This is a genomic window from Amycolatopsis orientalis (assembly GCF_000943515.2).
In the GTDB taxonomy this organism is placed as follows: Bacteria; Actinomycetota; Actinomycetes; order Mycobacteriales; family Pseudonocardiaceae; genus Amycolatopsis; species Amycolatopsis orientalis.
The window spans coordinates 9,274,258-9,287,264 of the sequence record NZ_CP016174.1; the positions used below are offsets into that span (position 1 = coordinate 9,274,258).

Annotated in this window: 12 protein-coding genes; 3 read left to right on the top strand and 9 right to left on the bottom strand. The window is 68.2% G+C overall.

What is annotated here, in order from left to right; translation table 11 throughout:
• Positions 1-89: 89 nt before the first annotated feature.
• Both SD37_RS40750 and SD37_RS40755 read left to right on the top strand, forming a co-directional pair.
• Positions 90-1,196 (top strand): DegT/DnrJ/EryC1/StrS family aminotransferase, encoded by a 1,107-nt coding sequence (locus tag SD37_RS40750; protein WP_044849673.1) that lies wholly within the window; start codon positions 90-92, stop codon positions 1,194-1,196.
• A complete protein-coding gene (locus SD37_RS40755; protein ID WP_083255228.1) occupies positions 1,193-2,152 on the top strand; it encodes a Gfo/Idh/MocA family protein in 960 nt (319 codons plus the stop codon). Before SD37_RS40750 ends, SD37_RS40755 begins: the two co-directional genes overlap by 4 nt.
• Positions 2,153-2,236: 84 nt before the next feature.
• Here the strand turns inward: SD37_RS40755 and SD37_RS40760 are convergent, their stop codons facing one another.
• Positions 2,237-2,992: a hypothetical protein gene (locus tag SD37_RS40760; protein WP_044849672.1), complete on the bottom strand. Its 756-nt coding sequence runs from the start codon at positions 2,990-2,992 to the stop codon at positions 2,237-2,239.
• Positions 2,989-3,498, bottom strand: a complete 510-nt coding sequence (locus SD37_RS40765; RefSeq protein WP_044849671.1) for a SigE family RNA polymerase sigma factor — start codon at positions 3,496-3,498, stop codon at positions 2,989-2,991. Before SD37_RS40765 ends, SD37_RS40760 begins: the two co-directional genes overlap by 4 nt.
• A 114-nt stretch (positions 3,499-3,612) precedes the next feature.
• Between SD37_RS40765 and SD37_RS40770 the strand changes: the two genes are divergently transcribed.
• A complete protein-coding gene (locus SD37_RS40770; protein WP_052674792.1) occupies positions 3,613-4,233 on the top strand; it encodes a hypothetical protein in 621 nt (206 codons plus the stop codon).
• A 2-nt stretch (positions 4,234-4,235) separates the two neighbouring features.
• On the opposite strand, the gene SD37_RS40775 is transcribed toward SD37_RS40770, so the two are convergent.
• From SD37_RS40775 to SD37_RS40805, 7 genes are all read right to left on the bottom strand, one after another.
• A complete protein-coding gene (locus tag SD37_RS40775) occupies positions 4,236-4,811 on the bottom strand; it encodes a copper resistance CopC family protein (RefSeq protein ID WP_044849670.1) in 576 nt (191 codons plus the stop codon).
• Positions 4,812-4,877: 66 nt separating this feature from the next.
• Complete coding sequence (locus SD37_RS40780; protein WP_044849669.1) at positions 4,878-7,133, bottom strand: hypothetical protein; 2,256 nt, start codon at positions 7,131-7,133, stop codon at positions 4,878-4,880.
• A gap of 27 nt (positions 7,134-7,160) precedes the next feature.
• Entirely contained in the window at positions 7,161-8,600 is a 1,440-nt protein-coding gene (locus SD37_RS40785) for a hypothetical protein (RefSeq protein WP_044849668.1), read from the bottom strand.
• A 425-nt stretch (positions 8,601-9,025) separates the two neighbouring features.
• Positions 9,026-9,652 carry an acyltransferase gene (locus SD37_RS40790; protein ID WP_044849667.1) on the bottom strand — a complete coding sequence of 209 codons (627 nt, stop codon included), beginning with the start codon at positions 9,650-9,652 and terminating at the stop codon, positions 9,026-9,028.
• Positions 9,639-10,835, bottom strand: a complete 1,197-nt coding sequence (locus tag SD37_RS40795; protein WP_044849666.1) for a glycosyltransferase family 4 protein — start codon at positions 10,833-10,835, stop codon at positions 9,639-9,641. Before SD37_RS40795 ends, SD37_RS40790 begins: the two co-directional genes overlap by 14 nt.
• 26 nt (positions 10,836-10,861) lie before the next feature.
• On the bottom strand, positions 10,862-11,791 hold the full coding sequence (locus tag SD37_RS40800) for an NAD-dependent epimerase/dehydratase family protein (RefSeq protein WP_044849665.1): 930 nt from the start codon (positions 11,789-11,791) through the stop codon (positions 10,862-10,864).
• A 7-nt stretch (positions 11,792-11,798) separates the two neighbouring features.
• The gene (locus tag SD37_RS40805; protein WP_044849664.1) at positions 11,799-12,929 is read right to left on the bottom strand and encodes a DegT/DnrJ/EryC1/StrS family aminotransferase; all 1,131 of its coding nucleotides are present in this window, start codon (positions 12,927-12,929) and stop codon (positions 11,799-11,801) included.
• Positions 12,930-13,007 lie beyond the last annotated feature (78 nt).

Here is a 13,007-nt window from a genome sequence, read left to right on the forward strand (position 1 = left end):
TGGCCCGCGCCAGAGAGGGCGGCCGGGCGCAGAACCGGCGGCTCACTGTACCGGACGCACCAGAACGCCCAGTCGAGAGAGACTTGCAGATGATCCCCATTACCGTGGTCGACGTCCGTGACGCGGAGGACCTCGTCGTCGAGGTGCTGCGATCCGGCGCCATCGCACAGGGACCGATGGTCAAGCGCTTCGAGGACGCGTTCGCGAGCGTTTCCGGCACGAAGCACGCGATCGCCGTCAACAACGGCACCACCGCGCTGGTCGCCGCCATCCAGGCGCTCGACCTGCAGCCGGGTGACGAGGTCATCACCTCGCCGTTCACCTTCGTGGCGACGCTGAACGCGATCCTGGAGGCCGGCGCGACGGTCCGCTTCGCCGACATCCGGCGCGACGACTTCGCGCTCGACCCGGACGCCGTCGCCGCCGCGATCACCGACCGCACCAAGGTCCTCATGCCGGTGCACCTCTACGGGCAGACCGCGGACATGGGCAAGCTCACGCCGCTGGCCGCCGAGCACGGCCTCAAGATCATCGAGGACTCCGCGCAGGCCGTCGGCGCGTCGTTCCAGGGCAAGCCGTCGGGCTCCTTCGGGATCGGCTGCTTCTCCTTGTACGCCACCAAGAACGTCACCACCGCCGAGGGCGGCGTCATCACCACGGACGACGACAAGCTGGCGGACAGCCTGCGCGTGCTGCGCAACCAGGGCATGCGCGCCCGGTACCAGTACGAGGTCGCCGGGCACAACTACCGGATGACCGACCTGCACGCCGCCGTCGGCATCCCCCAGCTGGAGAAGCTGGACCAGCTCACCGCGGCCCGCCAGGCCAACGCGAAGCGCCTCACCGAAGGCCTCGCCGGCACCCCGGGTCTCGACCTCCCGCAGGTCCTGCCCGGCCGCGAGCACGTCTGGCACCAGTACACCGTCCTGGTCGGCCCGCACGCCTTCCTGTCGCGCGACGAACTCGCCGCCGCGCTCACCGAGCGGGGCATCGGGAACGGGATCTACTACCCGAAGATCGTCTTCGACTACGACTGCTACCGCGACAACCCGCTGATCCCCGGCGCGAAGGTCGAGGACTTCCCGGTGGCCGCTTCCGTTGCCGCGCAGGCGCTTTCCCTGCCGGTGCACCCGCACCTTTCCGAGTCCGACCTGGACACCATCATCGAAACGGTTCGCGAGGTACTCGGCGCATGACCACCCACAAGATCGCCCTCATCGGCACCGGGAACATGGGCTCGCTGCACGCCCGTGTGCTCGCCGCGAACGAGCGCGTGGACCTCGTCCGCGTGATCGACCCGCGCGAAGAGGCCGGCCGCAAGGTCGCCGAACGCTACGAAACCCAGTGGACGCCCGAAATCGGCTCACTGTCCGATGTGGACGCCGTCGTGCTCGCTTCGGCCACCGAGGCGCATTACGAGCTGGCGCAGGAGATCCTGGGCCAGGGCAAGCCGATGCTGGTCGAGAAGCCGGTCTGCAACAGCCTCGAATTCTCCCAGGAGATCGTCGCGCTGTCGGCGAAGAAGGACGTCCCGCTGATGTGCGGGCTTCTGGAGCGCTACAACCCCGCCGTGATGACCGCGCGGGCGCTGATCAACGAGCCGATCCACCTGATGGCCCGCCGCCACGGCCCGTACGCGCCGCGGATCAAGACCGGTGTCGCGTGGGATCTGCTGGTGCACGACGTCGACCTGGCGATCCAGTTCTTCGGCGGCGCGACCCCGGCGCGGGTCGCCTCCGGCGCCGGCTACTTCCACCCGAATTCGGTCGAGGGCGCCGAAGACACCATCGAGACGGTGCTGTCGTTCGAGTCCGGGCTGGCCACGGTTTCCGCGTCCCGCCTCGGGCAGCGCAAGGTCCGCTCGCTCTGGGTGTCCGAACTGGACCGCATGATCGAGATCGACCTGCTCCGCCGCGACGTCACCATCTACCGGCACGTCTCGCACGACTCGGTCACCCCGGACGGCCTCGGCTACCGGCAGCAGACCGTCATCGAGATCCCGGAGCTGGTCACCGCGCGCGAGCCGCTGGCGACCCAGCTGGATCGCTTCCTCGAACTGCTCGAAGGCAAGATCGACGCCGACACCGAGCGGGACCTGATCCTGCCGTCGCACACCGTCGTCGACCAGGTGCTGACGCAAGCCGCCGCCTGATCTCACGCGCCTGATCTCTCGCGTTCAGTCCTCTGGATGCGGTAGTTGCCCAGCGCAACGACCGCATCCAGAGGACTGAACGCGTTATTTGGTGAGGCGCTGGCCCTTGGCGTCGTAGGCGATGAGCGGGCTGAGGACGTTCGCCGACCCGACGTCCGCCGGGTCGAACCAGTAGAAGACGATCGACGGGTCTTCGGACCAGACGGCCGTCTTCGCGTTGACCGGCTTTCCCCGGACGGTGCCGGCGATCCGCGCCGCCGGACCGGCGAAGTAGCCGAACACCGGGACGAACGTGTCCTGGACCAGGTCGCCGCCGTCCGTGGCGTGGAAGCCGAAGGACCGGTCGGATCCCTTGAACTCGTTGGTGCTCTGCAGGCCCTCGTAGGTGCCGTCGTCGTTGCTGTAGCCGACCTGCAGGCCGAACCGGATGCCCGGCAGGGTGGGCTCGTCGATCGCGACCGCGTAGAGCACCAGCGGCCGGCCGCCATCGCCACGGATGCCCAGTGAGATCACGTCGCCCAGCGGCGGATCGGACGGCGCGCTGGTGGCCGCCGGCGCCGGTGTCTCCGGCGGCGCCGACGTCGACGTCGAAGCCGGGCCGGGCGCGCTCGCGGCGGGCGGGAGCGGCTGCTCGGCCGGCGGCGGTTCCTTCAGCGCGACCGCGCCGACGATGACCAGGACCGTCACCACGGCGGCGGCGACCCCGCCCGCGCCGGTCGCGAGACGGCGACGGCGGCGGATGCGCCTGCCCTTGGTCATGATCGCGGCGAGATCGGGCGCGGCGAACCCCTCGGCGGGCGGTTCGCGCAGAGCCGAGCGCAGTGTCTCGAGGTCGGTCATCGTCCCAGCCCCCCGATCAGTTCCGTTCCGTCCTCCGCGGTGATCCGCAGCTTGCTCAGCGCGCGGGAATTGGTGCTCTTCACGGTGCCCACCGTGACCCCCAGCTCACCGGCCACGTCGGACTCCTTCAGATCGAAGAAGTGCCGGAGCACCACGACCGCCCTCTCCCGGTCTGTGAGCGTACGCAACGCGTCAAGCAGCCATTTCCGCTGGACAACGGCACCGGCGACGTCCGTGCCGCTCGGCCGCTCGGGGACCTCGTCGGTGGCGTTCTCCCGGATCGGGCGCCGCCAGCCGTCGATGATGTGGTTGACCAGGACCTGCCGCGCGTAGGCGTAGGCGTCCTTGCGGCGGACCCGCGACCAGGCGGCGTACGTCTTGGCGAGCGCGGTCTGCGCGGCGTCTTCGGCCTGGTGCCTGTCGCTGGTGAGCAGGTAGGCGGCATGCTGCAGACGGGTCGACGAGTTCTGCACGAACTCGACGAACTCGTCATCGCCGCGAGCCACGCTGGACCTCATCTCCGTTCGACGGTTCACCACTCTAAAGGTTGCCTCAACCTTTTCGGCCGCTCTCCCGTAGAGGTCTCCGAACGAGCTTCGACCACTGGGAGGAAACCGCACATGAAGTCACCCGTGAAGCGGACGTTGCTGGCAGGCGGCGGAATCGCGGTCGCCGGTCTGGCCGTCGTGCTTTCGAGCACCCTGACCGCGAACGCGACCCCCGCTCCGGCACCCGCGCCCGCCCCGGTCGCGCAGGCTGTGGAGGCCGCCGTTCCGGTGCGGCCGTCCGAGGAGCCGGACAACACGCCGTGGGGCGACGTCATCGGCACCGGCGTCCAGGGCGAGGGCGGTGAGCTGGTGTTCTACGGCGTGAAGGTCGACGTCGAGCAGCTTCCGGAGACGACTTTCGGGATCATGGCCGGACACCGCTCGGCCGACGGCAAGGTCACCGCGGGCACCGTCACCAACGAGTACTCCGGCTCCGACAAGGCACCCGGTTTCCACGCGGTGTCCGGCGGGCTGAACGGCATCCCGTCCTTCGGCTACTACGCGGGCCCGGCCGCGAAGATCACCGCGAAGGTGAACGGCAAGACCGTCACCGCACATCAGGCATCCTGGAGCGTCGACCCGAACATCGTCGTGTTCTGGTTCGACTCGGGTGCCGACCCGCGGAAGCTGGCCGCCTTCGACGCCTCCGGCAAGAAGCTGCCCGCGGGCAACACCGGCGTGGGCCACGGCTGACGTCAGGACCGGTCGCCCTTGCGGCGGGTGAGGCGGAGCGCGACGACGAGACCGGCGGCGACCACGGCGACCGCGAGGACGATCCAGACCCAGACCGGCAACAGGCCTTCGGGAGTGGTCTCACCGGCCTGTGGCGCCGGGGTGGCGCTGGTCGCGGGGGCCGCACTGCCGGCCGGAGCCGCCGCGCTGCTGGAGGACGGCGGGGCCACCGGGGCGCTGAGGTTGAACTTCACCGTTCCGCTGGACTCGTGCGAATCCTCGAAGACCACCTTGTAGCGCAGGGTGTACTCGCCAACGGGCCCGACCGCCTGGACCGGCGCGGTGACGACGGCGCCCGCGACCTCCGCGCGCCCGACGGTCCACTTCGCGTTCTCGGGCCCGGTGATCTGGATCGGATCCGCGGCGAGGGTGACCGGGCCGGAGAAGGTCAGCTTGACCTGCGTCGGCGGCGTCGCGAGCGAAGCGCCCCTCGCCGGGTCACTGCTCTTCAGCTCCGCGTGGGCCATCGCCGGGGTCGCCGCACTCAGCAGCGCCACCCCGGCGACCAGCAGCGACGCACCGAACCGCTTGAACCTCATCTGGACATACCCTCCACTATCGCCTGGCACGACAGTAGTCGGTCACCCGTGCGCCGCGGTTCCCCGCTAGATCGACGGACGGAGCTCTTCGGGCTTGAAGAGCGCGCGAGCGTAGCGCTCGATGTCGTACTCCCACGCGCGCTCGATTCCCTTCTTTCCCGTCTTCAGGTCATAGACGTGAGCGACGTAGCGCCGCTGCCCGGTGGGGGTCAAGCGTTCCAGCACCAGGTCGGGCCGACGGCTGCCGGGATAGGCCACCGATCCGTTGAGGCCGAACGGAGCCTCGGCACGCAACTGATAGCGGTCGGCGTACGCACCGAGGATTTCCCGTTGGCGGGCGGTGATCATGCGCTCGAAGATCGCGTGGATCTCCAAACCGGCGAGTCGGGGCTTCAACCCGTTGAGCCTCTTGTACGCATTGGACTCCTCCTCACGCAGGCGTTTCAGCACGGCCGGACCGCCAGTGCCCCTGGCGGCCTCCTCCTGACGGCGCCGGGTCGCGGTATCGGCCGCTTCCTTGGCGCGGCGCAACTGTTCGGCTCTTTCCCCGGTGTAGCGCCGCCCGTCCGGCCGGGCGCGGAACTCCCTGGTGGCGTCATCGGTAACCGTCTGGAGGCCGGGCCGGATGTGTTCGCGTACTTCCTGGGCTTCCGGGATCCGGGAGATGTAGCGCTTACGCGGTGGACGGGCGTCTTCAGGGAGGCTGGTGGTGTCAGGCTCGGCCGAGACAGCCGGTCCTTCCTCCGCGACAGGAGTCGCGCCCTCGCCGTCCGGGATGGCGTCCTCCGACGCTGTCGGCTCCTGTGGTTCCGGTACGGATGACGGAGTCCGAGGCAACCTCGGGTCCGGCTCTCCGGGTCGCGCCGGCTTCTCGGGAACGCCGAGCGGCTCGTGCTCCCCCGGCCGCCCTGGAGGCTCCGGTGAATCCGGCAGCGGTGAAGCCTCACGCGGTCGCCGGACCGGTGCGGGTTCCGGACGTTCGAGGGGGCGCACCGCCGGCGCTCCCGGTTCCGGTGCGGTGAGCGGCGGAACACTGGGCCCGGGCAGCGGAAGGGGGCCGGGATCCGCGGTCGGGCCGGGCATCGGCGGAACCGTCGGGACGACGGTCGGACCCGGTTGCGGGAGAACCGGCGCGTTCGGTTTCGGCGCCGGGCCAGGCGGCTCGGCCGATGGGTCGATCCGGGGTGTGGTCGCCACGTTTCCCGCCGTGGCGCCTTCCACGCCGAGTTGCCGCAGAGAAGTGAGTGCGGCTTCGGTGACCCGCGGCCCCTGCGTGAGGACACTCGGCGCCGCCATCGTCGCCGCACGAAGAACGGGGACACGGTTGACCGTGACGGCCGCGCCGGCGATCAGAGCCTTCTGCGCCGGGTTCTCAGGGTGCACGACCACGACCTCGTCACCGTCGCCGGTCTTGCCGCGTTCGACCTTCCCCAGCCCACCGGACATCATCCCGCCGATGAGGTCCTGGGGCACGTCCTTCGCGACGGCCACGAGCGTGCCGTCGTCGGTGACGCCGACCGGCACACCGATCCCGTCGGGCCCGGGGTGCCGAACCCACTTGTCGACCTTGACGGAATCGTCCTTGGAGATGGTGTCCCCACCTCTGACGACCACGTCCTTGGTGAAATCGACGTCCTTGGGCGGATTCACCGGGCGCATGTCCTCGGACAGCGCCTTGCGGGCCGACGCGCGTTTCGAGCCGTGCAGGCCCATGACGTCCACGTCGTTACCGCGACCGAATTGCCTGGCGGGCAACGGTTTGCCGTCGTTCAGGATGGCCGCGGGCGTGGACACCCGGAACACACCCGGATCCTCACCGGGGGAATCCTTCAGAAGGTTGCCCACCACCTCGGAGGCGCCGGATTCGTCACCCTTCTTTGGCTTCTCGTGGTTCTCGCCTTCCCCGCCTCTGCCCTGCTGCTCGGCTTTCGCTTTCGTCTCTCGCTGTTTCTGCTTCTCGTAGTTCTCCGCTTGACGCTTGTTGTCGCCTTCGTCGCCACGTTGAGAACCGAAGTTCTTCTCCTTCTGCTCCTGGCGGGCCCTACCGGGATTGCGCCGCGCCTCCTCACCTTTCGTCTGCTGCTGTTTGGTTTTCGCCTGTTGCTGTTCGACTTTCGCCTTCGACTCCTGCTTGGCGTTCGCCGCCCGGCGCTGGTTCATGGCGACCCGCTCGGCGTTCTGCTGAGCGGGCGTCCCACCCGGCTCGGACGGCACGGCCGCGTCCGCTTCGGCCGCGCACAGCACCCCGGCGGCGACCGTCAGCAAACCACCGGAGACGGAGTACAGGACGATTCTTCGCATATCGACGTTGGTCTTCTTCACGGCATTCTCCGCTCATCGGGTTGGGGTTCAGTAGCCGCCGTCCGGCAGTTGGCCGAAGTAGTCGTCGTTCAGGTCGGTCTCCAGCCCCGTACTGCCGCCGACAGGCCCGGTCAGCCCGCCCTTGGCCTTGATCCGGCGCTTGCCGTCTTCACCGCGCTCGACACCCACGCCGTACTGCCCGCCGATCCCCGCCGATATCTCCGGCTGGGCCTTGACCAGCAGCGGCCCCAGCGGTACCTCCATCTCCGGCCCGGTGACCTTCGCGCCGAGCAAGGCCTCCAGGTCGATCTGCGGGCCCTCCTTGGTGATGCTCAGCTCCAGCTTGCCGTCGATGCCGATCGAGTACTCCCCCTCGATCAGGCCGTCCAGCGCACTCCATTTCCCCTGGTCCGCGTAGGCGTACCCCTCGACGGAGAAGATCCGCCCCTTCCTGTTCGGCCCTTCCGGTTTGAAGCCCGCGTCAGGCCCGGTCGATTCCACCTTCAACAGGCGGCCGATCGCCTCCTGGATCGGTTTGGTGATGCGGGACGCGTAATCCCACACCAGCTCGCAACCGTCGTTGTCCTGTTCGCAGCCCGGCCTGACGAAGTTGTCCTCGTCGCCCCAAGGGATGCCACCGTCGCCGCCCGCCGGCCTGGTCAGGCTCGCCAGACGAGTGGTCGGCACGTAAGTCGCGGGCATGGACCGAGTGCGGACGTTCGAGCGCCGCTCCGCCTTCGAGGGCTTCTTGTCCCGCCGCTCGGCTCTGTCGTCATCGTCGTGGCGCTTTTCGGCCTTGCGGTCCTGGCCCTCATCCCACTGGTCGTCCTTTTCGGACGCCCGATCGTCGTCGTCGTGTTCGCGGTTCTCCCGCTTGGTGTGCCGGCCATCCTCTTCGGACTTCCGGCCGTCGTCATCGTCACCGTCGTCGTCACGATTCTTCTTACGATCACCCCGATCGTCGTCGTGATCGCGGTTCTCCCGCCCGGAGCCCCGGTCGTCCTTTTTGGACTTCCGGTCGTCGTCGCCATCACCGTCATGGTTCTTCTTACGATCGTCCTGCTTGTCGTCGTCGTGATCGCGCTCGTCGTTGTCGCGTTCCTTCTGCTTGGGCTTGTGGTCCTTCTCGTCGTGATCGTCTTTGTCACGGGGCTGAACCGACCGTTGCTTCGGCGCGGCCTTCTTGGGCTCGGCCGGCTTCAGCTGCTCACCCTTCTTCTTCAGGTCGCCTTTCTCCGGCTCTTTGAGGATCTGCGGAACGCGCTGGGTCTTACTCGGCGCGAGGCCAAGCACGCGGTCCCCCGTCTTGCCCTTGTCGCCACCGCCCCCGCCGCCGCATCCCGTCGTGCTCGCCTTGCACGCGTCAGCGCCGGGGCTCTCTTTCGCGTGCGCTACGGCCACCCCCGTCAACCCGAAGAAGACAGCGAACGCCGCGCCGGTGGTCACCTGCCCCAGAACGCGTGGGACGCCGGAAATCCTGCTCGTCATCTGCCCGCCCTCCTCCGTGGCCGCGGATCGGCCACGGCCTGGAGGAGCACAATGCGCCAAGGCGGTACAGCGCCGGTTCATCGGCGGTACAACGCCGCCCGAACTGCTGTGCTCAGGGGCGCCGCGGACAGGACCTCGATCACGAGCCGCACATCTTCAGGCGCCCCCCTGGGAACGTTCGGCTCCGTCAAGCTCGTCGCGGCGACGTTCGAGTGTCCACAAGAGACATATTTCCGGATACAGGCGTCCGAATTGAGCAATTTGCGTGGTTTGAGATGTGGTCGTGAGTGACAAAGAGCGTTCTAACGCTCTTTGTCACTCACGACCCTCTTCAGGACCGTACATGTAGGCATCAATAGGACATCGAGTCGCCTCTAACTATCCCTTGTGGACAGTCATGCGACTCGACCTATCTCTCGAAACGACTACTCCGTGAAGTCCCCGGCCGGAGCGCCCCAAGACCCCGGGGTGTCCCCGCGCTCTTCCGCCAGCGCCCGCCGCCGCGCGTTCTCGCCGCGGACACGCTCCACTTCGGACTGGATGTACTCGTCGTCGTACTTCTGGAACACGCGCGCGGGGTTGCCCGCGACCAGGGTGCGCGGCGGGACGTCCTTGGCGACGACGGAATTCGGCTGCACGGTGGCGAAATCGCCGATGGTGACGCCCGCCATGATCACCACCAGGCCGCCGATGAAGCAGCCCTTGCCGATCTTCACCGGCTTGCGCTCGATGAGGTCGCTGCCGGAATGGTTCTGCAGGGTCATGTTCGCGAGCCAGCTGGAATGCGTGAAGATCAGCGTGTTCAGGCCGATGCTGGTGTGCTCGCCGATCTCCAGCCCGCCGCTCGCGTCGAGCGCGGCGCCTTCGCCGATCCAGCAGTGTTCGCCGATCTTCAGGTTCTCCGGGCTGATGATCTTGACCCGCTCACGCACCCGGGTCGTCTCGGGCAACCCATAGAAACGAGCGCGCTCGGCGTCGTTCATGTACTGCGAAACGAGTTCGGTCAGGATCTGCGGACGCAGCCGGTTGCTGCGTTCGTCATCGAAGAACATCGGCCTCGGTCACCAGCTTCTCGAAGGTGCGCAGGTGTTCCTCGGCGACGACGTCGAGGCCGAAGTTGGCCCGCACCATCGCGCTTTCCCGCTGTGCCACCAAAGCGCGCTTCTCCGGGTCGTCGAGCAGTTCGATGACGGTGTTCGCCACCGCCTCGCTGTCGTCCGGCCGCACCAGCAGGATGTTCTCGCCGTTGCGCAGTTCGATGCCCGGGTAGTTGTCCTCGGTGACCGACGCGATGGTCGCGGTGCCCGACAGCATCGCCTCCAGCGACGCGGTGCCGCAGCCGCCGTTGAGGTCGTGCGTGACGATGTCGGCGGCGGCGAAGTACGCGGGCACGTCCGCCTTCGGCACGGCACCGGTGACGATGATGGCTTCGGCGACGCCGAGTTCTTCCGCCCGCTTCAGGAAGACGTCGTGGTAAACGCGGCCGACGACGACCACCTTCACGTCGGGGTGCTTGTCCAAAATGGACGGAAGCGCCTCGACGAGCGGCAGGCGGTTCCGCAGCGGGATCACGTGCCCGAGCGAGACGATCACCGGACCGTCACCGAGCCCGTGCTCCGCCCGGACATCGAGAGTCAACGGCTTCTCGAAGTTCCCGGTGTCGACGGCGATCGGGAAGTAGTCCGAGTTCTCGTCACTGGTGCCGTAGCGCTCGACGCAGTAGTCGACCCCGAGCTTGTCGAGGATGACGTACCGCGGCTTGAGGTAGCGCAGGATCGGGTTCACCAGCACGGTGTCCAGGAACCGGAACACGCCGCCGTACAGCTTGTTGTCGCTGATCAGCAGGGTGTGGATGGTCAGCAGCATCGGCAGCTTGTGCCGCCGCGCGTACAGCCCGGCCAGCCACGACAGGTCGAAGAACTGCCCGTGCAGGTGGATCGCGTCCGGTTTGAACTCGTCCAGCAGCTTCCACAGCCGACGCCAGTTCCCCGGCCGCAGCGAGGCGAAGCTCATGTCGAAGTCGATCGACAGGCCCAGCTGCGGCATCTTCACCGCGGGCAGGCGGACGACGCGGTAGCCGTCCTTCGTCTCGTCGGCCGGGGCGTCGGCGTAGGCCGCGGTGATCGCGAGCACCTCGTGCCCGCGTGCCGCGTACTGCTCGGCCAGGGACGCCGCCATGTGCGCGCTTCCGCCCACCCTCGGCGGGAAGAAGTTGTTGACGACAGCGATGCGCATGGCGCGGCTCTCCCCTGGCCCGGCGCTCACTCCGAAGCCTTCACCAGCTCGTACATGCCCTCTTCCACCGAGATCTTCGGCTCCCAGCCGAGGATCTCGCGGGCACGGGTGATGTCCGCCGCGCGGCGCGAAACGAGCACGTCGCGCTCGTTGAACAGCGGCTCGACGTTGACCCCGACGGCGTCGATGAGGATCTTCGCCAGCGTCGCGATGGAGGTGTCGATGCCGGTGCCGATGTTGATCGGCACGTTGGCCTGCTCCGATTCGAGCGCGGCGACGACGGCGCGGGCGAGGTCGGTGACGTGCACGAAGTCCATCGACTGGTCGCCGCGGCCGTCGATGACCGGCGGCTGGCCGGCGCGCAGGCGCTGGATGAAGTGGTTGATCACCGACGTGTAGTAGGCCTCGATCTTCTGGCCGGGGCCGTACACGTTGAAGAACCGCAGCGCGTTCCAGGACAGGCCCTTGGTGCGCTCGTAGAAGCCGAGCATGTCCTCGCCCGCGCGCTTGGAGATGCAGTACGGCGTGAGCGGCTTGAGCTCGTCGTCCTCGTGCATCGGCAGCCGCTTCGGGTCGCCGTAGACGGACGCTGTCGAGGCGAACACCACGCGCTCGACACCTTCGTCCGCGGCGGCCGCGAAGACGTTGTGGTTGCCGACCATGTTGATGTCGATGGACTCGTGCGGGTCCGCGACCGACTTGTTGATCGACACGGTGGCGAAGTGGATCACGTGCGTGCAGCCGCGCATGGCCTCGCGCACGGCGCCGCCGTAACGCACGTCCTTCTCGACGAGTTCGACCTTGCCGGTGGCGATGAACTCGTTCACCCTGGCGCGGTCGCCGCGCGTCATGTTGTCGAAGATGCGGACGGTGTAGCCGCCTTCGATCAGCATCGGGATCACGTGCGCGGCGATGAAACCGCCGCCCCCGGTGAAGAGGACCTTCTTGTCGGGCATTTCTCTCCTAGCTCGGCAGTGCGGCGCTGACGGTCCCGATGACCCGGTCGACCTGGTCATCGGTGAGGTTGGCGTGCATCGGGATGGCGAGATGACGGGCGAAGAGGTCCGCCGAGACCGGCAAGGTCTGCTTCTTGCCGTAGATGGGCTGGAGGTGCGAGGCGTAGGTGCCGAAGTTGCACTGCACGCCCTGTTCGCGGATCCGCAGCGCGAGCGCGTCGCGGTCGATCTCCGGGGCCACGGTGAGGATGTAGGCCTGCCACGGGTGTTCGCGGTCCGGCAGTTCCACCGGGACGGCGAGGCCGGGCAGGTTCTCGAAGGCCTCGTGGTACCGCTTGGCCACCGAGCGACGGGCCGAGAGCAGCTCCGGGAGCCGGTCGAGCTGGACGTTCATGATCGCGGCCTGCACGTCGGAAAGCCGGAAGTTGTAGCCCAGTTCGTGGAACTCCGGAATCGGCAGGGCGCCGGAACCCTCGCGGGTGATGGCGGGCTCGATGCCGTAGGTGTGCAGCTTGCGCGCGTGCGCGATGAGGTCTTCGCGGTCCGAGACCAGCGCGCCGCCTTCGCCCGCGGTGATGCCTTTGCGGCCGTGGAAGGAGAACGCGGCCAGATCGGCGAGGCTGCCTGCCGGACGGGTCTTGTAGGTCGCGCCCGCGGCACAGGCGGCGTCTTCGAAGAGCCACAGGCCGTGCTTGTCGGCGATCGCGCGGTACTCGTCGAAATCGCCCGGCTGCCCGGCGACGTCGACGGCGAGGATGCCGACGGTGCGCGGGGTGATCAGGGCTTCGATCGACGCCGGGTCGGCGCTCCAGACGTCCGGGCGGATGTCCGCGAACACCGGCGTCGCGCCCGCCTGGAGCACGGCGTGGCCGGTGGCGGGGAACGTGTAGTCGCCGACGATGACCTCGTCGCCCGGCTTCACGCCGAGCACACGCAGCCCGAGGAAGAGTGCCGAGCCACAGTTGCTGGTGGTCAGGGCGTGCGCGGTGCCGACGGTCTTCGCGAAGCGTTCCTCGAAACGGCGGCACGCGGGGCCGGCGCCGGCCAGCCAGCCGGACCGGAACACCTCCGCCACCGCGGCGAGCTCTTCGTCGCCGACGGTCGGCTGACCGAGGACGACGGGTTCCTGCTCAGACATACCTCTCCCATTGCGTGGGGACCCGGCGAAGTGTATAGACGCCATTCGGCCGATCTCGGGCGGGCTGGATCCGCCCAG

Excerpts from the sequence above, each read along its gene's own strand:
- SD37_RS40800 (WP_044849665.1), bottom strand. The coding sequence starts at position 11,791 with ATGCCCGACAAGAAGGTCCTCTTCACCGGGGGCGGCGGTTTCATCGCC.
- SD37_RS40785 (WP_044849668.1), bottom strand. The coding sequence starts at position 8,600 with ATGACGAGCAGGATTTCCGGCGTCCCACGCGTTCTGGGGCAGGTGACC.
- SD37_RS40755 (WP_083255228.1), top strand. The coding sequence starts at position 1,193 with ATGACCACCCACAAGATCGCCCTCATCGGCACCGGGAACATGGGCTCG.
- SD37_RS40770 (WP_052674792.1), top strand. The coding sequence starts at position 3,613 with ATGAAGTCACCCGTGAAGCGGACGTTGCTGGCAGGCGGCGGAATCGCG.
- SD37_RS40805 (WP_044849664.1), bottom strand. The coding sequence starts at position 12,929 with ATGTCTGAGCAGGAACCCGTCGTCCTCGGTCAGCCGACCGTCGGCGAC.
- SD37_RS40795 (WP_044849666.1), bottom strand. The coding sequence starts at position 10,835 with ATGCGCATCGCTGTCGTCAACAACTTCTTCCCGCCGAGGGTGGGCGGA.
- SD37_RS40750 (WP_044849673.1), top strand. The coding sequence starts at position 90 with ATGATCCCCATTACCGTGGTCGACGTCCGTGACGCGGAGGACCTCGTC.
- SD37_RS40760 (WP_044849672.1), bottom strand. The coding sequence starts at position 2,992 with ATGACCGACCTCGAGACACTGCGCTCGGCTCTGCGCGAACCGCCCGCC.
- SD37_RS40775 (WP_044849670.1), bottom strand. The coding sequence starts at position 4,811 with ATGAGGTTCAAGCGGTTCGGTGCGTCGCTGCTGGTCGCCGGGGTGGCG.
- SD37_RS40790 (WP_044849667.1), bottom strand. The coding sequence starts at position 9,652 with ATGTTCTTCGATGACGAACGCAGCAACCGGCTGCGTCCGCAGATCCTG.